Raw genomic sequence first — 21877 nt, forward strand, 5'->3', positions numbered from 1 at the left:
TCAGGGGACGCGGTGGAGCCACTCCCGGGTGCCGAACTTGGCCGCCACCCGCTCCTCGGCCGCGGCCAGCTCGTGTCCGGCAAGCTGTGACGGCGTTGCCCCGTAGCGCTCGCTGAACACCTCGATCATCGCTTCGATGATGGCCGTGCGGGCCAGGCCGGTCTGCCGGCGGAGCGGGTCCACGCGCTTCTTGGCGATGCGGGTGCCTTTGTCGGAGAGCTTTTCCTTGCCGATCCGCAGGACCTCCACCATTTTGTCCGCGTCGATGTCGTAGCTCATGGTGACGTGGTGCAGCATGCCGCCGTTGGCCAGGCGCTTCTGGGCGGCGCCGCCAATCTTCCCCTGGTCCGTGGCAATGTCATTGAGCGGGATGTAAAAGGCGTTGATGCCGAGTTTTTCCAGCGCGGCCATGACCCAGGCGTCAAGGAAGGGGTAGGAGTCGGCGAAGCTGAGCCCGTCCACCAGGGTCTGGGGCAGGTAGAGCGAGTAGGTGATGCAGTTGCCGGCCTCCATGAACATCGCTCCCCCGCCGCTGATGCGCCGGACCACGTTGATGCCGTGCTTGGCCACGCCCTCGGGATCCACCTCGTTCTGCACGGACTGGAAGCTTCCGATCACCACCGAGGGTTCCTGCCAGTCCCAGAACCTCAGGGTGGGGGTGCGTTCACCGGCGCCGACGGCCTCGGTGAGCACCTCGTCCAAAGCCACGTTGATTTCCGTGGGCAGCACGGTGGGCGCGATGATGTTCCACTCGTGGTCTCCCCAGGAGGAGGCCTTGGCCAATGCGCGGCGGACTGTGACGGCCACTGCGTCTGCCGAGAAGCCGAAGAGCACGGCTCCGGCCGGCAGGGCGGCGGTAACGGCGGCCGCGAGGTCCTTGGCCGGCGTGCCTTCGGGAAGCCCGGTCAGCGCGCCGTTGATGTCCTCCAGCGCCTCGTCCGGTTCCAGGAAGAAATCGCCGCTGACGGAGACGTTGGCAAGGGCGCCGTCCACGACGTCGAGGTCCACCACCACGAGTTTGCCGCCGGGAACCTTGTACTCGCCGTGAAGGCGCTGGTTGGGGGCGGCATTGGTGGCAGGAGAGGCTGACTCGGTCATGCTTCCCATCCTGCCGCAGAAAGCGGGTGCACGGCTAACACAGAAGGCCCGCACCGGAAACGGTGCGGGCCTTCTGCAACAAGCTTGGGCGAACGAATTACTTCTTGCCGCCGAAGCCCTTGAAGCGAGCGTTGAAGCGCTCGACGCGGCCTGCAGAGTCCATGATGCGCTGCTTGCCCGTGTAGAACGGGTGGGACTCGGAAGAGATTTCGACGTCGATGACCGGGTAGGTGTTCCCGTCTTCCCACTCGATGGTCTTGGAGGAAGACACGGTGGAGCGGGTCAGGAACTTGGTGCCGGAGGCCAGGTCGTTGAAGACAACAGCTTCGTACTTAGGGTGGGTATCAGACTTCATAATGGGACCTTTGTTCGCGCAGCTGGATTTTGCCAGCTGCCAGGTATGAATGGGATGGCTGGACGCTGTTGCATCAGCCGAAGCTGAAAAAGCAGGACAACCAGCTATCCATCATAGCCGATGCGGGGTGCCCTGACGAACCGGACCCGGGGCGCCTCCCGCCCCCCCTGCCCAGGTCAGTCCCGGGCCCGCAGCTCCCAGAAGGCCACGGCTGAGGCGGCGGCCACGTTCAGTGAATCGACGCCATTGCGCATGGGGATTTTGACGGCGAGGTCGACGGCGGCGAGAGTCCCGGGGCTCATGCCGGCACCTTCGGTGCCTAGCACCAGGGCGAGCTTGGACAGATTGCGGGATGCGACGGCGTCGACATCCTCTGCATCGGGGGTCAGTTCCAGTGCCGCGACGGTGAAGCCGTGGTCCTTGAGGACCTCGAGGTCCCCGGGCCAGTCCTGCAGGCGCGCCCAGGGAACCTGGAAGACCGTGCCCATGCTGACCCTGACGCTCCTGCGGTAGAGCGGATCGCCACAGCGCGGGGAAACCAGGACGGCGTCGATGTCCAGGGCGGCGGCGGACCGGAAGATGGCGCCCACGTTGGTGTGGTCCACGATGTCCTCCAGCACCGCCACGCGGCGGGCCCCGGACAGGAGCTCCGGAAGCGGCACCGGCGCGGGGCGTTGCATGGCCGCCATGGCGCCCCGGTGCAGGTGGAATCCGGTGATTTCCTCCAACAGGGCAGCCGAGCCGATGAAGGCCGGAACGTCGGGGTACGCCCGGAAGACGTCGTCGAGGTCTGCCATCCACTTTTCGGCGAGGAAGAACGACCGCGGCTGGTGCCCGGCGGCGAGCGCCCGGCGCAGCACCCGCGACGATTCGGCAATGTACATGCCCTCCGCCGGTTCGCGGAGTTTGCGCAGGTGCACGTCGGTCAGGGTGGTGTAGTCGCTGACCCGGGGGTCGTCGGCGGATTCGAGGTAGTGGAAAGTCACCGGGTGATTATTGCAGCAGGTTGGCGATCATGACGCCGAGGGCCACGATGCCCAGGCTGAAGATCACCGCACGCAGGACGCGGGGCGACAACTTGCGGCCCACCTTGGCGCCCATCAGGCCGCCGATGGTGGAACTCACGGCGATCAGCAGCACCACCAGCCAGTTGACACGGTCGAAGGCGAACAGCAGGTAGGAGATGGCGGCCACCAAATTCACGCCGAGGACCAGGAAGTTCTTCATGGCGTTGGCGTTCTGGATGGTGCCGGTGAGGAATACCCCCAGGATGCCCACCAGCAGGATCCCCTGCGCAGCGACGAAGTAGCCGCCGTATACCCCGGCCAGGTACACCAGGACCACCAGGAGGACGCCGTGGCGTTTGTCCCGGACGGCGTGTTCGGGGTTGGCCTCGCGGTTGCGGACCCAGTCCTGCAGCCGCGGCTGGAACACGACCATCAACATGGCCAGGACCAGCAGGACGGGGGCCACATAGTGGAAGACCTTTTCGGGCAGGTGCAGCAGCAGCCACGCGCCGGTGATGCCGCCCAGGACGGATGCCGGCAGCAGGCGCATGACCTGCCGCCCGCGGCCGGCCAGCTCGCGGCGGTACCCGAAGGCTCCGGCGCCGGTGCCGAAGACCAGGCCCATGGCGTTGCTCATGGAGGCTGTTACGGGGGCGACGCCCAGGGCGATGAGGACCGGGAAGGTGACCAGGGTGCCTGAACCCACTACCGCGTTGATGGTGCCGGCCCACAGGCCGGCGATGAACACAATGATGCTGCTGAAGAATTCCACGACGCTGGTGCGGGTGCGGTCTAGCGGCGTGCTGTTGCGGTGTAGCGTCCCGCGTTCTCGGTCACCGCGAGCGGCAGTCCGAACGTGGTGCTCAGGTGTTCTTCGGTGAGTACTTCCGTGATGGGGCCGGCTGCCACTACGCCGCCGTCGCGCAGCAGCATGGCGTGCGTGAAGCCCGGCGGGACCTCCTCGAGGTGGTGCGTGACCAGGACCATGGCCGGGGCCGCCTCGTCGCGGGCCAGTTCGCCCAGCTTGTGGACCAGTTCTTCACGGCCGCCCAGGTCCAGTCCGGCACCGGGCTCGTCCAGCAGCAGCAGTTCCGGGTCCGTCATGAGCGCACGGGCGATCTGGACGCGCTTGCGTTCGCCTTCGGACAAGGTGGCGAAGGTCCTGTTCAGCAGCGGTCCCATGCCCCAGTCGTTCAGGAGCCGGAAGGCGCGCCGTTCGTCGTCGCGCTCGTACCCCTCCCGCCAGCGGCCGGTGACACCGTAGGCCGCCGTGACCACAACATTGAGGACGTTCTCGTGCTCGGGGATCTGGGTGGCAAGGGCTGCAGAGGAAAGGCCGATCCGCGGCCGGAGCTCGAAGACGTCAACACGCCCAAGAATCTCGTCGAGGATGCCTGCGGTGCCGCTGCTCGGGTGGAGCCGGGCCGCCGCGATCTGGAGGAGGGTGGTCTTGCCTGCGCCGTTGGGGCCAAGGATGACCCACCGTTCACCTTCATTGACCTGCCAGTCAACCTTGTCCAGCAGGGTCTTTTTGCCTCGGACAACGCTGACGGAGTCCAGTTCCAGAACATCACTCATAGGAGTAGACACTAGGACAAAACAGAAGATGACTGATAACCGGTGTGAAGGCACCCTAATGGCATTGCGACCGTACCCGCAATCGATTAAGGCCGCCCCTCCGCTGCTGACTAAGATTGCAGGCATGACTTCGAACGTGACTGCGGTCAGCTATGGCCTGAATGTAACCCCCGCCGGCCTGGAGCAGCTGCGTTCCGTCCTCGCGTCGCACGGCGCCGAGGTGCTCTCCGAATCGGAGGCGGGTGACGACCGGTACCAGGTCCGCGTCCTTGAGCTGGACCTCCCGGATGCAACCGCTGCCGGGCTTGCAGCCCTCCGCCGGTCCGTGGCTGACGCGGCAGTCAGCGGTTTTGATATCGCACTGGTGCCTGCAGGCCTTCGCTCCGCCGCGCGGAAGCTGCTGATCATGGACGTGGACTCCACCCTGATCCAGCAGGAGGTCATCGAACTCCTGGCCGCATACGCCGGAAAGCGGGAGGAAGTGGCCGCCGTGACGGAAGCGGCCATGCGCGGTGAACTGGACTTCGCCCAGTCCCTCCACGCCCGGGTGGCGGTGCTCGCGGGGCTGCCTTCCGACGTCGTCCATTCCGTCCGCAAGGAAGTGAAGCTCAGCGAAGGCGCCGGACAGCTGGTGGCCGCCTTCAAGGCCGCCGGCCACACCGTGGCCGTCGTGTCAGGCGGCTTCAACCAGATCCTCGAACCGATCGCCGCGGAGCTGGGCCTGGATTACTGGCAGGCCAATGAACTCGAAATCGTGGACGGCGCGCTGACCGGCAAGGTCTTGGGCGCCGTCGTGGACAGGGCCGCCAAGGAAAAGTACCTGCGCGAGTGGGCAGCCGCCGAGGGAATCGCCCTCGAACACACCGTGGCTGTAGGCGACGGCGCCAACGACCTGGACATGCTGGGCGCTGCCGGCATCGGGGTTGCCTTCAACGCCAAGCCGGCCGTCCGTGCCGTGGCCGACGCCGCGCTGAACATGCCGTACCTGGACGCCGTCCGCCACGTCGCCGGCGTCTGACCCCCGCTACGCCTGAAGACAAACTGGCCCCCTCCGCTGGATTACCCGGCGGAGGAGGCCAGCTGCCCGCTGCTGCTTAGTTGGAGGCTTCCTGGGCGCCCTTGCCGAAGTAGTCGGCACCGCCGGCGTACTCGGTGTGGCCGGATTCGACGTCGGCCGTGGCCATGCCCGCCACAACCTGGGCGAACTCTTCCACGGAGTAAAGCTTTCCTGCCTCGGCGCGGCGCGCCTCGATGGCGCCCGGGGTGGAGCGGTCCAGCAGGGTGGCGGTGACCGTGCCCTCGATCATGTCGCCGGAGACGACCACCAGGGAGATGCCCTTGTCGGCAAGATGGGGGATGAGTTCACGCAGGGCGTCCTCGCCGGCGCGCTTGCTGCGGGCCACCGGCTCGTATGCCGGCATGGTGGGGACGCTGTTGATGAAGTGGGCCTGGTGGCTGGTCACGAAAACCACGCGCGAGCCTTCCTTCATCAGGGGCACGGCAGCGTTCAGCATGTTCACCTGGGCGTCGCGGTTGAGCTTGAGGGCGTAGTCCTCCCCCATCCCGGTCTCCATGCCGCCGGAGGCGTTGAGGACCAGCAGGTCCAGGGACCCAAAGTTCTCCATGGCGGCGCTGGCGAGGGCCTGGACGCCTTCCTGCGTGGTCAGGTCTGCGCCGACAGCAACGGCACGGCCGCCGGCAGCTTCGATGCCCTGCACCACCTTGTTGGCGCGGGGCGCCTTCTGGCGGTAGTTGACCACGACGGCGGCACCCTCCGAGGCCAGGATCCTGGCTACGTCAGCACCAATGCCCCGCGATGATCCGGTGACGATCGCCGTCTTGTTATCCAGCAGTCCCATGCAAGCTTCCTTTGTTCGAAACATCTAAAACGTTGTGGTCTGCAGTCCATCATGCCAGCGGCCGGTTCCGGTATCCTTTGTCCGACTTCGACAAATAAGCACCGCCAAGCTAGTTCCCTGCAGGGGCGGACCCTGGTGGGTCAGTGGCCCATGCCCAGGCCGCCGTCCACCGGGATCACGGCACCGGAGATGTAGGCGGCTTCGTCGCTGGCGATCCAGCGGACAACATTGGCCACCTCGGCGGCCTCGGCAAAACGGCCGGCGGGGATGCTGGCCAGGTAGTCCTTCTGGGTGGCTTCGGGGAGTTCGGCGGTCATGTCCGTGTTGATGAAGCCGGGAGCCACCACGTTCGCCGTGATCCCGCGGGAACCAAGTTCGCGGGTGAGGGACCGGGCGATGCCGACGAGGCCGGCCTTGGAGGCGGAGTAGTTGATCTGCCCGGGTGCGCCGTACAGGCCCGAAACCGAGGAGATCAGCACCACGCGGCCCTTGCGGAGACGGATCATGCCCTTGGAGGCCCGCTTGATGACGCGGAAGGCGCCGGTGAGGTTGGTGTCGATGACAGAGGTAAAATCGTCCTCGCTCATGCGCAGTAGCAGGGTGTCCTTGGTGATTCCGGCGTTCGCCACCAGCACTTCCACGGGGCCGTGGGCTGCTTCGACTTCCTTGAAGGCTGCGTCCACCGACGCTTCGTCAGTGACGTCAGCCTTGACGCCGAGGATGCCTTCCGGCAGCTGGCTCTCGCTGCGGTAGGTCACGGCCACTTTGTCACCGTTGGCCAGGAACGCCTTGGCAATGGCCAGGCCGATGCCGCGGTTGCCGCCGGTCACCAGGACGCTGCGGGGTGCGGAAGCTGTTTCAGTCATGGAGGGGCTCCGGAATTCTGCGGCGGGCTGCGCCGCGATAGCGGGGTGTGGTTTGGGCTGCCTCCGATCTTAGCGGCAGCCCCCCGGCGCGTTTGGGCAGCACTGCCGATGGTGCGAGAATTAAGGGAAGCCTTTGGAGCGTGATCATTCACCGTGACCCTTGAAAACCATGCGGGACGTTCCGTGCCCGGAGAACCGGGCCGGTTCTCCGGCGACACCGAAGTCCACAGCATCACGGACGCCGCGGGCGCGCATTCGGAGGATATGCGGCAGCGGATGATCAAGTATGCCCTGGCCATGGGTATCCGCATGGTGTGCCTGATCCTGATTTTCGTGGTGGATGGGTGGTTCAAGATCATTCCGGTGGTGGGCGCTGTCTTCCTGCCGTGGTTCGCCGTGGTGATTGCCAACGGCAGCGACAAGGCGGAGACGCCCAGTGACCTGCTGCTGGATTCGGCACCGCTGGCCGAGATTGAAAGCCCACCTGCCCCGGCGGCGGATGAAGAGGCAGGAAGCGCAGTGCTCCAAGGTGAACTGGTGAATGAGGACGAGGCGAAGCCTGGAGAGGAGCGGCCGGCATCATGAGTATTTTCGACTTCGCGGCAGGAACAGATACCGCATCTGAAGCCGGGGCCGTCTGCTCACGGAAGGCGTGCAGGGCAGCAGCTTCCTGGCAGCTGCTCTGGAACAACCCGAAAATCCACACGCCCGAGCGGCGCAAGACCTGGCTGGCCTGCGCCGACCACCGGGAGTGGCTGGAGGACTACCTGCAGACCCGGGGGCTTTGGAAGGAAACGCGGCCCTTGGCCGCCGGGGACGGCGAACGCCTGGAGCAGGACATCTGAATGTACCGTTTCCTCTTTTCCAGCAAGTGGCTGGGCTACCTCCTGCTGGCCGCCATTTTCGCCACGGCCTGCGTCTTCCTTGGCAGGTGGCAGATGGACCGGCGCGCCGAGACCCTCGCCGAGATCAACCGGGTGGTCACCAATTACTCGGCGACGCCCATCCCTTTCGCGCAGGCACGGGACCAGTTCAACCAGATGGACCCGGCCAGGGAGTGGACCCAGGTTGAGCTGAAGGGAACCTACGATCCTGCCGGCAGCCGGATCGTGCGCAACCGGCCGCTGAACGGACAACCCGGGTATGAGGTGGTGGTCCCCTTCCGCCTGGACACGGGGGAAACGGTGGTCATTGACCGCGGCTGGCTGCCCATCGGCAACAAGAACCCCGGCAGCCCCGACTCCGTGCCCGCGCCCCCGTCCGGTGAGGTCACCGCCGTCGTGCGTCTTAAGCCTGGTGAGCCGCAGCTCCAGCGCGGAGCCCCTGAAGGCCAGCTTGCGTCCATTGACCTCCCTGCCTACGCTGCGCAGCTGGGCCATCCGCTGCTCACGGGCGCCTACGGCCAGCTCGCCTCCGAAACGCCTCCCGCCGCCGACATGCCCGTCGCCTTCCCCAAGCCGTCCACGGACGAGGGGACGCACCTGTCCTACTCACTCCAGTGGTTCGCCTTCGGCGTGCTGATGTTTGTTGGTTTCGGCTACGCTGCCCGGCAGCAGGCACGCAATGCCGCCATCGACGCCGAGGACCAGGAAGAGGAGTTGCAGGACGGCGCCATCCACTCAGCAGTCCCGGCCGCCCGGCGTCGGCCGCCTGCCCCGCGCAAGCGCAAGAAGGCGACTGCCGAGGAAGAGGAAGATGCCCTCCTGGACGCGCAGGGGTACTGAGGGATGGAGTACGACGCCGGCCCGGTCGCCCGGGTGCGTTCTGCCCTCGTGGCGGCAGGCATCGGCGACACCGTGAAGACTTTTCCGGCCGGCGTCCCCACAGCGGCGGCAGCTGCGCAGGCGCTGGAATGCGATCTCGCGGCCATCACCAACAGCCTCATCTTCGACCTTAGCGGCGAGCCCCTGCTGATTCTCGCCAGCGGCGCCGCCCGGGTGGACACCGCACTCGTGGCGGCACGGCTCGGCACCGGCAGGATCCGCCGTGCCAGCCCCGCCTTCGTTTTGGAACACACGGGCCAGGAGGTAGGCGGCGTCGCACCCGTAGGGCATCCCAGGAGAATCAGGACGCTGCTGGACGAGTCCCTGCAAGCCCACGGGATCCTGTGGGCCGGAGCAGGAGACCACAACTCGATGTTCAGCATCACCTACCGGGACCTGCACAGGATCACCGGTGCGCTGGAACTGCCGGTGCGCTAAGCCAGCGTGATCAGGTCCAGGTAGTCCTCGTTCCAGAGGTCTTCCACGCCGTCGGGAAGCATGACCACGCGTTCCGGATTCAGGGCTTCAACCGCGCCTTCGTCGTGGCTGACCAGGACCACGGCACCCGTGTAGTTGCGCAGGGCGCCGAGGATTTCGGCGCGGCTGGCGGGGTCCAGGTTGTTGGTGGGCTCGTCGAGAAGCAGGACGTTGGCGCTGGAGGCTACGATGGTGGCCAGGGCCAGGCGCGTCTTCTCGCCGCCGGAGAGCACGCCGGCAGGCTTGTCCACGTCATCACCGGAGAACAGGAATGAGCCCAGAATTCCGCGGACTTCCGCGTCTTTCATGTCGGGCGCTGCGGAGCGCATGTTCTCCAGCACGGTGCGGTTGTGGTCCAGGGTTTCGTGTTCCTGGGCGTAGTAGCCAACCTTGAGCCCGTGGCCGGGGATGACTTCGCCGGTATCGGGGGCGTCCACCCCCGCCAGCATGCGCAGCAGCGTGGTCTTGCCGGCACCGTTGAGTCCCAGGATGACCACCTTGGAGCCGCGGTCGATGGCCAGGTCCACGTCCGTGAAGATCTCCAGGGAGCCGTAGGACTTGCTGAGGCCATCCGCGGTGAGCGGTGTTTTGCCGCAGGGCGCAGGGTCCGGGAACCGCAGCGCTGCCACCCGGTCCTGCTCGCGGACTGCTTCCAGGCCGCTGAGCAGGCGCTCGGCACGCTTGGCCATGTTCTGCGCCGCCACGGCCTTGGTGGCCTTCGCCCGCATCTTGTTGGCCTGGTCCATGAGGACCTGGGCCTTCTTTTCTGCGTTGGCGCGTTCCCGCTTGCGGGCGCGCTCGTCGGTTTCCCGCTGCTGGAGGTAGCGCTTCCAGTCCATGTTGTAGAAGTCGATCTGGGCGCGGTTGGCGTCCAGCAGGAACACCTTGTTGACGGTGGCTTCCAGCAGGTCGGTGTCGTGGCTGATGACGATCAGCCCGCCCTGGTGGTTCTTCAGGAAGTCACGCAGCCAGGCGATGGAATCGGCGTCGAGGTGGTTGGTGGGCTCGTCGAGGAGCATCGTTTCGGCATCGGAATACAGGATGCGTGCCAGTTCCACACGCCGGCGCTGGCCACCTGACAGCGTTTTGAGCGGCTGGTTCAGCAGGCGGTCCGGGAGGGCGAGGTTGGAGCAGATGGAGGCAGCTTCGGCCTCGGCCGCGTACCCGCCGGCTGCGAGGAATTCGGATTCGAGCCTGTCGTACCGGCCCATGGCCTTGCGCTGGACATCCGCGTCCTCGCTGGCCATTTCATCGTGCGCCTTGCGGAGTTTGCCGACGACGACGTCCAGTCCACGGGCGGAGAGGATGCGGTCCCGCGCGAGCTGCTCCATGTCCGGAGTGCGCGGGTCCTGGGGCAGGTAGCCGATCTCCCCGCTGCGGGTCACCTTGCCGGCAGCGGGAAGGCCTTCGCCTGCCAGGACGCGGGTCAGGGTGGTTTTTCCTGCTCCGTTCCGGCCCACCAGGCCGATCTTGTCCCCTTTGTCGATGCGGAAGCTCACCTGGTCCATCAGGAGCCGGGCACCGGCGCGCAGTTCAAGATCCTGGACAGTAATCACAGCAGGTAAGGCCTTTCACAACAGGGAACGCCACAGTCCGCGCACGGTGTGCGAAGGGACGCTGGGCAGAGCGGCCGTGAGAACGGCACAGTCCAGTCTACCGTCCGGCAGGGTGCCCATCTTTCAGCGGCGCCCCTGGATGATTTCGACGGAGGCCGTGGGCTTAACTGGGCGCGGCGGCGCCATAGGTTCACGGACAATGAGGGCATGGAATTCGATCGGCTGCTCCAGATCCGGCGCATTTATGCCCAGCCTGCCGCACTGGAGCTGCCCCGCGGCCGGGAGATCGTGGCCCGCTGGCCGGACGCCGACGTCGTGCCGGTGGAAAACCATTGGAACATCCCGGACGTGCACGGCGACGAAACCAACGTGCCGCGCTGGTCACGCATCAAGACGGAGGCCCTGGTCCTCGGGGTCAAGAAGTCGCTGACCGTCAAGCCAAACGGCAGGTCCGCGGATTTCATTGCGCCGTCCACCGCCAACGGATGCGCCATGGCCTGCGCCTACTGCTACGTTCCCCGGCACAAGGGCTACAGCAACCCGGTCACGGTGTTCGCCAACATCGACCAGATCGCCAGGGCGGTGGAGCGGCACGCCAACCGGCAGGGGATCAAGCTCGAGCCCAACCAGTGCGACCCCGAACTCTGGGTCTATGACATTGGCGAGAACAGCGACTGCTCGGTGGACGCCCTGATAAGCGACAACGTGGAGGAACTTGTCACGTTGTTCCGGGAACTGCCCAACGCGAAGCTGTCCTTCGCCACCAAGTTCATCAATCCAGCGATGCTGGAGTGGAACCACGGTGGCCACACCCGGATCCGCTTCTCGCTCATGCCCGCGGACCTGGCGAAGACAGTCGACGCGCGGACCTCGCCCATGGCGGTGCGGATGGCCGCGATCAATGACTTCGTGGAGGCCGGTTACGAGGTCCATGTGAACTTCTCCCCCGTCATCATCACCGACACCTGGCTCACGGACTGGGAGGAACTTCTGCGCCAGCTCGACGCAGCCCTGACACCTGCCGCCAAGGAACAGCTTGCGGCCGAGGTGATCTTCCTTACCCACAATGAGCAGCTTCACGAAGTCAACCTGGGATGGCACCCCCAGGCCGAGAACGTCCTGTGGCGCCCCGACCTTCAGGAGTCGAAGACCTCGTCGAACGGCTTCAACAATGTCCGCTACCGGTCACGGGCCAAGGCCGCCTATGTACGGCAGCTGACCGCCCTGATCCAGGACGTCGCACCATACTGCCGCATCCGCTACGCCTTCTGAGAGGCGCAACGGATGCGGCCGGTTGCTGTCAGCTGTCGTTCTCTGCGGGCCGGTGCGCGCCGTTCCCTGCCGCAGTGGCTGCCTCCTTGGGGCCGCCTTTCGACTTTCCGAAGGGCAGCACCTTCAGCAGCGGACCCACGATGGCCAGGACGACGAGTCCCCAGGCGAGCCCGATAACTGCCGAGCACAGAGTGTCGACCAGCCAGGCCAGGAAGCCGCCCACCACCGCAATGCCAGCCACCGGGTGCTCAAGGGCATGGATCAGGTCATAGGGTGCGTGCCAGCCAAGGTCGTGAACCCCCTGCACCATGATGTGGCCGCCGACCCACAGCATGGCGATGGTCCCCACGAACGTAATCGCAGCGAGCACGGCCGGCATTCCCCTGACCAGCAGATGCCCGAAGCGCTTGGCGCGGGGAGAGTCCTTGGCGGCCAGGTGGACGCCGATGTCATCCATCTTGACGATGAGTGCGACGGCGCCGTACACGAGCACAGTGATGGCGAAGGCCACCAGGACCAGGATCAAGGCGCGGACCCAGATGGACTCTGTTGCCACCTCGTTCATCGAGATGACCATGATCTCGCAGGACAGGATGAAGTCCGTGGTGATGGCGCCCTTGACTACCTTGGCTTCCGCGTCGTGCCCGCGTTCCACGGCCGGCGCTTCCTCAGGCTCATGGTGGCCGCCGCGGAGTTTGTGCCAGACCTTCTCTGCGCCCTCGTAGCAGAGGTACGTGCCGCCGAGCATGAGGATGAACGGGATGATCCAGGGGACGAAGCCGCTGATGAGCAGCAGGGCCGGAAGGATGATGAGGAGCTTGTTCCGGATGGAGCCCCAGAAGATCTTCTTGATCATCGGCAGTTCGCGGGACGGGTCCGAGCCGGATACGTACTGCGGGGTGACGGCGGCGTCGTCGATCACGACGCCTGCGGCCTTGGCCCCTGCCTTGGCGGCTCCGGCCGCGACGTCGTCCACCGAGGCGGCGGCGATGCGGGCGAGGGCCGCTACGTCATCCAGAAGGGCGACGAGCCCGCCGCTCATTTTTGGCCTCCGCGCTGGGTGGGAGCGGGGCGCTGGGTATGGCTGGGTGGGTGCGAGAGTGGCATCTTCGGAGTATATGGCAGGACGGTATCAGCCTCTGGTCAGCTCCTGGGCGAGCATCACGATGATGCCGCTCGGGCCCCGCAGGTAAGTGAGTTTATAGACGTCCCCATACGTTGCCACGCCCCGAAGCGGATGGCAGCCGTGCCGTGCCGCGATCTCCAGTGCCTGGTCGATGTCGTCCACCGAGAAGGCTACGCGGTGCATGCCGATCTCATTGGGGCGGGTGGGCTCTGTCTGGATTGCCTCAGGATGGATGTATTCGAAGAGTTCGAGGCGGCCGTTGCCGTCCGGGGTCTGGAGCAAGGCAATTTTGGCATGGTTTCCGTCGAGGCCGACGGCGGTGTCCGCCCAGTCTCCGCTGACGGTCTCCCTGCCCAGGACGGTAAGCCCTAGGTCGGTGAAGAAGGCGATCGTCGCTTCCAGGTCGCTGACGGCGATGCCTACGTTTTCTAGTTTGATCGGCATGTGCCACACGTTATCAAGTGCGGGGCCTGGCCACTTGGGATCTGGAGGAGTAAAGGGTATGCGGCCATGCCATTCCACGATCCTGAAGTGTCCCGAATCGACCGTTGCGCTTGCCGGGTGCAAATTCGAGCCGTCCTCTTCGACCTGGACAACACCCTGTTCGATCATCAGGCCTCCGCCCGCGCCTGAGTGGACGCTTTCCTTGGGTACTTGGGGCGGAGCGTTCAGATCAGCTGACACGGTCATGGTTTGAGATCGAGGAATTCAACTCTGGCCGTTTCCTTGCCAAGGAACTCTCCTTCGGGGAACAGCGCCGTGAGCCGCGCCGCCAATTCCTCCCTGTAGCTGGTGTTTCCGTCCCACCGAAACTCAGGCTGGACGAACTGTTCGCGGCGTACCTTGTGGGGTATCAAGAAGCCTGGATGGTAGCCCAGAATCATCCATATGTTTTCACCTCCCCGGCACCTGTACTGGCTTGAACCTCACCGGGCCACCGCATTCGGGACCGTCAGGGTGCTCCCCGGTTGGCTCCGTTTCTACCGGCCGCACGCGAACCACATGGACACCTGAAGAGTCCGCCGCGTCCACGAGTACAGAGGTGACACTGGCGGGCGGTATCAGGTACGGAGCAGACTGCGGCACAGGCCACATGCCCTCCGGGTTCCTGGATACCGGGACCGGAGTGCAGCCCTCCCCGAAGCATGCCGCAACCGACGTTGGCTCGTGTGCAAACACCAACTCCACGTCTCCTGTGTAGGTGTAACCGGTGGCGGGGCAGACGGTGCCGGCACCCCCACGAACAAACACCACCAGGGCCAGGACAACGGCCAGCACCCCAAGCACGATCAAAAGTGGCCCCGGGAGCTTCATTCCGCGAGCCTAACCCGGAAAGCCCGGATTCCGAACAGCAACCCCCAAAGTCTCCGGCGTACGCGGCCGCAGTCTGCGTGTTGTGAACACCTCGAATACCTGTTCCCTGCGGAAGTGCCATGGCCCCAAAATGAGTCCCGTCCGAACCGAAACCGGAAATGGAGAACCTTTGAGGTCGCGCTGAGTTCTACGAGCGGTATTGTGGCCCGGATTGTCCGATACTCGATGCCGACATGCCTTCGATAGGGCTCCATCGGCCCTCGTGTCCCCGGTCGGCTGAGCATATTCGCCGAAAGTGCTGCCTCGTGCTCCTGCACGCCACTTCCTGCGTCGTGTCGGAACCTTTTGCCGAGAGCCACCAGCATCATCCACAGAGCCAAGCCGGCAGCTCCAAGGAGTGCCAGGGAGGCGCTCAACTCGCCGATGCCGGACGCGGCCTCATGGCGTCTCCACACGAACAAAAGGACGCCGCCGAAGCCAAGCCAATAGGCCGGGAACGAACAACTCAACAGCGGCAGGGCAGGTGCGGCTTCGTTGAAGCCGCTTGTGTCGTTGCGCCTGAAGAGATTCAGAACCTCCCTGTAATCGGGGTCGGGACGGGTCAGGGAGTTCCCTGCGAAGATGAGCCCGAGGATGACGGAAAAGTGAAGTCCGGTAGCCAGTAGTTCGAAGGGCCCTGAATGGGCTGTACCTGACAAGACCGCGGCGGAGCTGGTGGATAGGGCGTCTGCGATGAACATACCCCCCCGATGATCAGGGCGGCCGCTGCACTCGTGCCGACCGCGACCTGCCCCATCACCGGAGTAGTCCCGGTGCCTGACGCTGATTCCCCCATGCCTGAGAGTGCAGGCCTCTGCACTGGTATTGGTTCGGTTATGCCAGTTGAGGTACGGATTGCTCCGGTGACGCTGACGGGACAACGTCCCGTTAGCTGATCCTCCACCGAACACCTCCGGGGGACTCCGGGTGGCCGCGGTGTTCGAGGATGGCAACATCCATCTCCAGTCGGGAGGAGAAGATGGATAGATCGGGGCCGAGCTTAGCGGATTAGTTACTGGAGGATGCCGACCGTGGGATCGGTTCCTGTACGAACTCGCCACCGCGCACTATCCTCTCGTTCGGCCTCGGTACGGCGGGTTCGCTGCCCAGGAGTGTGCGTGTGAGCGTTTCGGATTCGGCCATGAGCTGGGCTGCAGCGTCGTCGAGATGGCGGTCCCCCAGCTCTGCTTCCTCCTTAGCGGCGCTAAGCACAGCTCGTCGGACGAGCTCCTTGGCGAGCGATGCCGTCGTCCCTTCGATCAACGCGGCCGCGCGGGCAAGGGCGGCGTCCGAGAAGCCCAAGCCGCGCCCATACAGAGCGAGCAGCGCGCGGCGCTCTGCGAGTCCCGGCAGCGGGAGTTCAACGGCGAGGTCCACGCGACCCGGCCGCTGGGCGAGTGCTCGCTCGAGCATTTCGACCCGGTTTGTCGTGAGGACGAACGCGATGTCCGCGTCTCCGTCAAGCCCGTCGAGGCGTCGAGAATTTCGAAGAGGAGGGGCTGTAGGCTGGGCCCGAAGCTGCGGTCCTCGGCTACGAGGTCAACGTCCTCGAGCACGACGATCGACGGCGTGAGCGCCCGCGCCATCTGCGCGGCCTCGCTCACACGGGACAGCGAACGCCCGGCCATCATGAGCACGGTTGTCCCCTCGGAAGTCCCGATGAGGTGCCGCACGGTGTGCGTCTTGCCAGTACCCGGCGGCCCGTAGAGCAGGAGCCCGCGCTTGAGGTGCTGGCCAAGGGCCGTGAGCGCAGCAGCGTGTCGGCCCACGGCTAGCGTGTGGTCCCGGATGCGCGAAAGGACCCCCGGCGCGAGGATGACGTCTGTGGCGCGGACCCGCGGACGCTCGACGAACGTGATCCCACCGGTGGCGGGTGCACGGCCGGGACCGAACCCGGTCGCAGAGAGCAGAACCACCTGGCCCTTGAAGATGCTCTCCCGCTCAAGGCGCTCTCGAAGTTCGAAAAAGAGGCGGGATACGGCGTCCCCATTGGTGGCGATGACCTCGAGCGACGGGACGAACCGCTGATCGTTGGGGGATGCCCCGCGCTGCAGGATCGCCACCGGGGCTTCGTCGTACCGGAACAGGCGGAGCCCGAACTGCAGCGTGCGGCGCTGCTCGCTCGGCCCTACCGACGCATTCGAATAGTCCGGCTGCGAGACAGATGGGAAGGAGCGGCCGAGGGGACCGGGATCCAGCATGCCTCTTAGATCCGTGTGCATGCGCAACTGGCCACCGCCGACGCCGATTACCCGCGCGGACGGATCGCGACTGGCAATCTCGTCGAGAACCGCGTCCGTGTCGACGAGGCGAAGCATCTGAATAGGCTCGGCGACCACGGCGACCTCGCCGGGATCCGTCCCAAGATGCGCGCGCACCACGTCGCGGATACTGCTTCCCGATCCGCCTCCAGCGCTCACGGCGGACAGACGCACGAGCTCGCCGAAATCGTTGAGGAACTTCCCCAAAGCCTCATCCATGACCCCGAGCCTAGCAATCAACCGGTACCCGGAATGCGTTGCCGGATCCCCGCCATGAGTTGCTGTGCGATTTCCGGGGGGAGGCTGAGTGGACAATCACCGCCCGTAAGCCGGTCTCCGTTAACGGAGCAATCGGAAGGCTCCCTCTTGGAATGCACACATACCCCGACACGCTGATTCCCGTATGACCCGCCCGCAAAACTGCCCGGTGAAGGTCCCCTAAACGCTACACAGGAAATTGGCTCAAGCCGTCAGATGGAGCTGGGTTCCGGCTGATCCGCCCACGTCCCACCTTCGTCCGGCATGCAGGATGACGCCGGTCAGCGGCGCCGTTGTGCCCAGCCGGAAACACCCAGGGCCGGCCTTAGTGGGACTCCTACAAAATGGACCCCGTTCCACCCCGGTAGCGTCGGCTGTACATTAGATTCCGCTTGTACAACCCCGACAGGACCGCCATGAGCAACACCGAAACCACCCCCAAGACGAGCAAACGGACAGAGCGCCGCCGCTGGAACGGCACGGACCTGGGGCTGATCGCCGTTTTTGCCGCCCTCGTCGCCGCTGCAGCCCTGGTGCCGGGACTCGCCCTCAACGGCTTCGGCGTCCCCATCACCTTTCAGACCCTGGCCGTGATGCTCACCGGGCTGGTGCTGGGCCCCGCCCGCGGACTCGCCGCCGTCGGGCTCTACACGCTCCTGGGCCTCGCGGGCCTGCCCATCTTCAGCCAGGGCCGCAGCGGCCTGGGCATCCTCGCCGGTCCCTCCGCCGGCTACATCATTGCCTTCCCCATTGCCGCGGGCGTGGTGGGGTGGCTGGCCACCCTGGTAATCCGGCGCACCACTAAGGCACGTGCCCTGTGGTTCTTCCTGTCCGCGACTGCCACCAGCGTCGTCATCGTGCACACGCTGGGCATCCTCGGCATCGCCATGAACTCCAAGGCCACCCTGGAGCAGGCCTTCGTCAGCGACCTGGTCTTCTACCCCGGGGACATCATCAAGAACGTCCTCGCCGTCGCCATCGCCGTAGCCCTCCACCGGGCTTTCCCCGACGTCCTGGTCCGCCGCGTACGGCGCCGCGGGCTGCCGGCCGAAAGCGCGTAGGCCGCCATGCCTGCCGTGGCCTTTGACCAGGTGCGCGTCGCCGTCGAGACGGAAGACTCCCCCCAGCCCAAGGTCCTCCTTGACGCCGTCAGCCTGAGGCTGGACGAAGCACGGGTGGGCGTCATCGGCGCGAACGGATCCGGCAAATCCACGCTGCTGCGCCTGGTCAACGGGCTCATCCAGCCCACCAGCGGCACGGTGACGGTCGACGGCGACGATACAGTCCGCGCCGTCCGCAAAGTCCGGCGGAACGTAGGGTTCGTGTTCACCGATCCGCTGTCCCAGCTGGTGATGCCCACCGGGCGGGAAGACGTGGAGCTGTCGCTGCGCCGCTCCGTCCGCAACGGCACCGAACGACGCAGCAAAGCCGAATCTGCCCTCGCACGCCTTGGCCTGCTGCACCTGGCGGACCAAAGCATCTACGAACTCTCGGGCGGCGAACGCCAGTTGATGGCGCTCGCCGCCGTCCTCGCCGTCGAACCCAAGGTGCTCGTACTGGACGAGCCCTCCACCCTCCTGGACCTGCGCAACCGCGAACTGCTTCGCCGGACCCTGGCAGACCTGGACCAGCAAATCATCATGTCCACCCATGACCTTGACCTGGCCCTGGACATGGACCGGGTCCTGGTGGTCCAGGAGGGCCAGGTTGCGTTCGACGGCGCGCCCACCGAAGCGGTGGCAGCGTACCGCCATTGGTGCATGCAGGCCCTGGATCCGGCAGGACGGGACGCGCCGTGAGGGGCCACGGGTTCCTCCTTGCCAACTACGTGCCGGGCAACTCGCTCCTGCACCGTGCGCCGCTTGCGCTGAAGTTCCTCGTGGTCCTTGCCTGCGGACTGCTGTCCTTCATCGTTGTGGACTGGCGCATCTCCGCAGCGGTACTCGCGGCCCTGGGCGGGCTGTTCCTGGGCAGCGGTGCAGGACTCAAACGGTTGTGGGGCGCCGTCCGGCCGCTGGCCCCCGTGCTGCTGGTCATCGGACTGTTTCAATGGTGGCAGCTGGGCGGCCCCACGGCAGCGCGGATCGTTCTGAACATCCTGGTCTGCGTCGTGGCCGCGTCCCTGCTCACCGCAACCACCCCCATCCAGCAACTCCTCGACGGCGTAGTCCAGCTGGCGCGTCCCTTCCAGCGGTTTGGCGCCGATCCAGAGCGCTTCGCCCTCACGATCGGCATCATGCTCCGCAGCATTCCCTTCATCGCGGGCACCTTCGCCGACGTCCGCGATTCCGCGAAGGCCAGGGGCCTGGAGCGCAATCCACGGGCGCTGGTCCTGCCGGTGTTCATCACCTCGGTGGCCTATGCCCGCCAAACAGGTGAGGCGCTCGCCGCGCGGGGTCTGGGCGAGGCGGAAGACTAGGGCCGGAGGCGCCCGTACTGCAGTAACGCGGCCGTCCCCATTCCACCGGCCATGCTGATCATGGCCAGCCCCAGGGCGCCCGGCGTCCCCATCCTCCGTGCCTGGGCCAGCAGCCGTGTCACGAGGACGGCGCCCGACGCACCGTACGCGTGCCCCAAAGCCAGCGCGCCTCCGTCGAGGTTCGCCCGCTCCGGGTCAATCTCCAGCTGGTCCAGGCACGCCAATGTCTGGGACGCGAAGGCCTCGTTGAATTCCACCAGGTCCAGCTCGTCCGCTGCCACGCCTGCCGTTGCCAGCACCTCAGCGGCAGCCGGGACGGCGCCGATTCCCAGCAGCTGGGGAGCCACGCCGGAGGTGGCAGTACCGAGCACCAGCATCGCGTCGGGCACCCCCAGTTCCCGCGCACGCGCCAGCGAGGTGATGACGACGGCGGACGCGGCATCCGCGTCAAAGCAGGAGTTTCCGGCGGTGACAGTTCCCCCTGGAACGAAGGCGGCAGGGAACCGCGCCATGACGGCAGCCGTGAGCCCCCGACGCGGGCCACCATCGGACGTTACAGTCCCCGCAGGTGTCTCCAGCGGCACGAGTTCACCGGCAAAATAGCCCTCCCGGGTGGCCGCAAGGGCCTTCCGGTGGCTGGCCAGCGCGAAGTCATCCTGCCGCTCCCTGCCCACGCCGTATTCCGCTGCGACCGTTTCCGCCGCCACACCCATGTCCGGGTCGCCAAAGCTGTGCGGCACAAACTGGGCGCGGCGGTAGAACTCGGGGCCGCCGTCGTCCTTCCTGTGCGCTCTCAGGGGCGCGGTGCTGGTGCTCTCCACTCCCCCAGCCAGGTACAACGGGCTGCCCCCGGCCGCCACCAGCCGGGATGCAAGGACGATCGCGTCCAGGCCCGAACCGCACTGGCGGTCGACCGTGATCCCGGGGACGCTGACCGGGAGTCCGGCTTCCAGCAGGGCCAGCCTGGCAACGTTTCCGCCGCCGCCAACGGCATTGCCGATCACCACGTCGGCAACAGAGTCCGGGTCCAGGGCAAGGTCGGCAACGAGCGCGGCCAGGACCGGGGCCAGGAGCTCGTGGGCGCGCAGGGACCGCAGTGCACCGTTGACCGGGCACACAGGGGTGCGGCGGGCGGCGATGATGACCGGCTGGCGGTCGGGCGTAAGGAAGTCAGCCGGCAAGGCAACGCACCCTCGGGTCCCGGGCGCTGATCCACTCGAGGAGTAGGTTGCGGCTGACCTTTCCGCGGTCGGTGACGGGAAGCTCGGCCAGCAGGTAATACTGAAGCGGGCGTTTATGCCGGGACAGGATGTCCTCCAGCCCGGCCCGCAGCTGAGTCGCGGTAAGGCCGCCATGGGACGGAAGAACCCCGGCCACCACGCGCTGCCCGCGTAAATCGTCGGGCATACCGGCGGCGACGGCGGCAGCAACTCCGGGGACTGCCGCCACGGCGAGTTCCACCTCGTGCGGGTAGACGTTCCGGCCGGCGGTGAGGATCATGTCGGCACGCCGTCCGAGGATGTGCAGTTCGCCGTCCGCCAGATAGCCCTGGTCCCCCACCGTGTACCAGTCGCCGAAGGACCGCAGTGCTTCGCCGTCGTCGCCCCACAGATACCCGTTGCTCACCATGCCGCTGCGGACGCAGATGTTCCCGTACCCGCCATCGGGGACCGGGGCGCCGTCGTCCTCCAGGATCCGGACTTCGACGCCGGGGAAGGGCCGTCCGATTCCGCTGCCGCCGGCGGTGGCCGGCTGCCCGGGAGCCAGTCCCAGGCCGGATACGAAGCTCAGTTCGGATGCGCCGTAGTATTCGTAGATGGTGGCGTTGGGCGCCCAGCGCCGGGCTGCTTCCAGAGTGCGGGCATCAAGTTTGGACCCCGCACAGATGATGGTGCGGATGTTCGAGGCATCGACGCATCCTGTCATCCCGCGTTCGCTGAGCATCCGCAGCATGGTGGGTACCAGGACCAGCCGGGTCACACGGTCGTGGGTGATCGCGGCGTGGACATCCCCGACGTCGAAGGTCTCCAGCGTCTGGAATTCGGACCCGGCGTAGAGGCACTCGGCCAGCGCATAAAGGTTGAGGCTGGCCGCGAGCGGACCCGGAGCCAGGGTGACGTCGTCCTTGCGAAGGCCGAAGAATTCGATCGAGGCGTCAAAGGACTCCTGCCAGGACCGGCGGGAGCGGGTGAAGGCCTTCGGCACGGACGTGGTTCCCGAGGTGAGACCGATCAGGAACCCTGCGTCCAGCGGACCATCGGCCAGTTCGTCATCCGGGGACACCGGGGACGGAACGGCGCAGGCCTCCACCCGCCGGGCAATGTCCTCCTGAAGGGAAGCCGGCCACTCAGGATCCAGGACCGCGCACTGGCGGCTGCCGGCAACGGCGGCGGCGAACTTCACGGCGAAGTCCACGGAGTTGGCTTCGCAGAGGGTGGTCACCGATTTGCTCTCGGCGACCAGTCCGGCTGCGGCGTCGCGCAGCCCGACCCAGTCCAGGCGCCTCCCGGCGATCAGCACCGCAGTGTCGTGCGGGCGTTGGCCGGCCCACCGCTGGATCTTGTCGAGGAAAGGCACGCACCAACTTTACCGGCCGGCCCGGATTGAGCCTGCGGCCCGCGGGTAATGT

At 66.1% G+C, this 21877-nt stretch carries 23 protein-coding genes; 9 read left to right on the forward strand and 14 right to left on the reverse strand.

Annotated features, from left to right (window positions below):
* From J2X98_RS06360 to J2X98_RS06380, 5 genes are all read right to left on the reverse strand, one after another.
* Positions 1-1098: a lipoate--protein ligase family protein gene (locus J2X98_RS06360; protein ID WP_307305662.1), complete on the reverse strand. Its 1098-nt coding sequence runs from the start codon at positions 1096-1098 to the stop codon at positions 1-3.
* A 97-nt stretch (positions 1099-1195) separates the two neighbouring features.
* Positions 1196-1453 (reverse strand): type B 50S ribosomal protein L31, encoded by a 258-nt coding sequence (locus tag J2X98_RS06365; protein WP_018761303.1) that lies wholly within the window; start codon positions 1451-1453, stop codon positions 1196-1198.
* A gap of 176 nt (positions 1454-1629) precedes the next feature.
* Positions 1630-2439: a TrmH family RNA methyltransferase gene (locus tag J2X98_RS06370; RefSeq protein WP_307305667.1), complete on the reverse strand. Its 810-nt coding sequence runs from the start codon at positions 2437-2439 to the stop codon at positions 1630-1632.
* Positions 2440-2446: 7 nt separating this feature from the next.
* Positions 2447-3232 (reverse strand): sulfite exporter TauE/SafE family protein, encoded by a 786-nt coding sequence (locus tag J2X98_RS06375; RefSeq protein ID WP_307305670.1) that lies wholly within the window; start codon positions 3230-3232, stop codon positions 2447-2449.
* A 20-nt stretch (positions 3233-3252) separates the two neighbouring features.
* Entirely contained in the window at positions 3253-4038 is a 786-nt protein-coding gene (locus J2X98_RS06380; RefSeq protein ID WP_141941292.1) for an ABC transporter ATP-binding protein, read from the reverse strand.
* A gap of 124 nt (positions 4039-4162) precedes the next feature.
* Between J2X98_RS06380 and serB the strand changes: the two genes are divergently transcribed.
* Positions 4163-5056 carry a phosphoserine phosphatase SerB gene (gene serB / locus J2X98_RS06385; RefSeq protein ID WP_307305675.1) on the forward strand — a complete coding sequence of 298 codons (894 nt, stop codon included), beginning with the start codon at positions 4163-4165 and terminating at the stop codon, positions 5054-5056.
* A gap of 76 nt (positions 5057-5132) precedes the next feature.
* Here serB and J2X98_RS06390 read toward each other — a convergent pair whose 3' ends face one another.
* Positions 5133-5897 (reverse strand): SDR family oxidoreductase, encoded by a 765-nt coding sequence (locus J2X98_RS06390; RefSeq protein ID WP_141941288.1) that lies wholly within the window; start codon positions 5895-5897, stop codon positions 5133-5135.
* 140 nt (positions 5898-6037) lie between these two features.
* The gene (locus tag J2X98_RS06395; protein WP_141941285.1) at positions 6038-6763 is read right to left on the reverse strand and encodes a beta-ketoacyl-ACP reductase; all 726 of its coding nucleotides are present in this window, start codon (positions 6761-6763) and stop codon (positions 6038-6040) included.
* 153 nt (positions 6764-6916) lie between these two features.
* Between J2X98_RS06395 and J2X98_RS06400 the strand changes: the two genes are divergently transcribed.
* Genes J2X98_RS06400 through J2X98_RS06415 form a run of 4 tightly spaced genes read left to right on the forward strand, consistent with a single transcriptional unit; the run spans position 6917 to position 8964 of the window.
* Entirely contained in the window at positions 6917-7348 is a 432-nt protein-coding gene (locus J2X98_RS06400) for a DUF3099 domain-containing protein (protein ID WP_141941283.1), read from the forward strand.
* Entirely contained in the window at positions 7345-7608 is a 264-nt protein-coding gene (locus tag J2X98_RS06405; RefSeq protein WP_141941281.1) for a hypothetical protein, read from the forward strand. The genes J2X98_RS06400 and J2X98_RS06405 overlap by 4 nt, the downstream gene beginning before the upstream one ends.
* Positions 7609-8487, forward strand: coding sequence for an SURF1 family cytochrome oxidase biogenesis protein (locus J2X98_RS06410; RefSeq protein WP_141941279.1), 879 nt, complete (start codon positions 7609-7611; stop codon positions 8485-8487).
* Positions 8488-8490: 3 nt separating this feature from the next.
* Positions 8491-8964: a YbaK/EbsC family protein gene (locus tag J2X98_RS06415; RefSeq protein ID WP_307305685.1), complete on the forward strand. Its 474-nt coding sequence runs from the start codon at positions 8491-8493 to the stop codon at positions 8962-8964.
* Here J2X98_RS06415 and abc-f read toward each other — a convergent pair.
* Complete coding sequence (abc-f, locus tag J2X98_RS06420) at positions 8961-10559, reverse strand: ribosomal protection-like ABC-F family protein (protein WP_141941275.1); 1599 nt, start codon at positions 10557-10559, stop codon at positions 8961-8963. The genes J2X98_RS06415 and abc-f overlap by 4 nt on opposite strands.
* A 207-nt stretch (positions 10560-10766) precedes the next feature.
* On the opposite strand from abc-f, the gene J2X98_RS06425 reads away from it, so the two are divergent.
* Complete coding sequence (locus J2X98_RS06425; RefSeq protein ID WP_307305693.1) at positions 10767-11831, forward strand: spore photoproduct lyase family protein; 1065 nt, start codon at positions 10767-10769, stop codon at positions 11829-11831.
* 28 nt (positions 11832-11859) lie between these two features.
* Here J2X98_RS06425 and J2X98_RS06430 read toward each other — a convergent pair whose 3' ends face one another.
* The 4 genes from J2X98_RS06430 to J2X98_RS06445 all read right to left on the reverse strand — a co-directional run bounded on the left by J2X98_RS06430 (position 11860) and on the right by J2X98_RS06445 (position 16790).
* Positions 11860-12873, reverse strand: coding sequence for a DUF808 domain-containing protein (locus J2X98_RS06430; protein ID WP_307305697.1), 1014 nt, complete (start codon positions 12871-12873; stop codon positions 11860-11862).
* 90 nt (positions 12874-12963) lie between these two features.
* Positions 12964-13401 (reverse strand): VOC family protein, encoded by a 438-nt coding sequence (locus J2X98_RS06435; protein WP_307305700.1) that lies wholly within the window; start codon positions 13399-13401, stop codon positions 12964-12966.
* A 242-nt stretch (positions 13402-13643) separates the two neighbouring features.
* Positions 13644-13841, reverse strand: a complete 198-nt coding sequence (locus tag J2X98_RS06440) for a hypothetical protein (RefSeq protein ID WP_141941267.1) — start codon at positions 13839-13841, stop codon at positions 13644-13646.
* A gap of 1728 nt (positions 13842-15569) precedes the next feature.
* Positions 15570-16790, reverse strand: a complete 1221-nt coding sequence (locus J2X98_RS06445; protein WP_307305705.1) for an AAA family ATPase — start codon at positions 16788-16790, stop codon at positions 15570-15572.
* A gap of 455 nt (positions 16791-17245) precedes the next feature.
* On the opposite strand from J2X98_RS06445, the gene J2X98_RS06450 reads away from it, so the two are divergent.
* Genes J2X98_RS06450 through J2X98_RS06460 form a run of 3 tightly spaced genes read left to right on the forward strand, consistent with a single transcriptional unit; the run spans position 17246 to position 19248 of the window.
* Positions 17246-17890, forward strand: coding sequence for a biotin transporter BioY (locus J2X98_RS06450; protein WP_307305708.1), 645 nt, complete (start codon positions 17246-17248; stop codon positions 17888-17890).
* A gap of 6 nt (positions 17891-17896) precedes the next feature.
* Complete coding sequence (locus tag J2X98_RS06455) at positions 17897-18628, forward strand: energy-coupling factor ABC transporter ATP-binding protein (RefSeq protein WP_307305711.1); 732 nt, start codon at positions 17897-17899, stop codon at positions 18626-18628.
* Positions 18625-19248: an energy-coupling factor transporter transmembrane component T family protein gene (locus J2X98_RS06460; protein ID WP_141941259.1), complete on the forward strand. Its 624-nt coding sequence runs from the start codon at positions 18625-18627 to the stop codon at positions 19246-19248. The genes J2X98_RS06455 and J2X98_RS06460 overlap by 4 nt, the downstream gene beginning before the upstream one ends.
* Here the strand turns inward: J2X98_RS06460 and J2X98_RS06465 are convergent.
* Positions 19245-20429 (reverse strand): thiolase family protein, encoded by a 1185-nt coding sequence (locus J2X98_RS06465; protein WP_307305716.1) that lies wholly within the window; start codon positions 20427-20429, stop codon positions 19245-19247. The genes J2X98_RS06460 and J2X98_RS06465 overlap by 4 nt on opposite strands.
* Positions 20419-21825, reverse strand: coding sequence for a class I adenylate-forming enzyme family protein (locus J2X98_RS06470; protein ID WP_307305719.1), 1407 nt, complete (start codon positions 21823-21825; stop codon positions 20419-20421). The genes J2X98_RS06465 and J2X98_RS06470 overlap by 11 nt, the downstream gene beginning before the upstream one ends.
* Positions 21826-21877: the final 52 nt, after the last annotated feature.

The organism is Pseudarthrobacter enclensis, assembly GCF_030811655.1.
Classification (GTDB): domain Bacteria; phylum Actinomycetota; class Actinomycetes; order Actinomycetales; family Micrococcaceae; genus Arthrobacter; species Arthrobacter enclensis_A.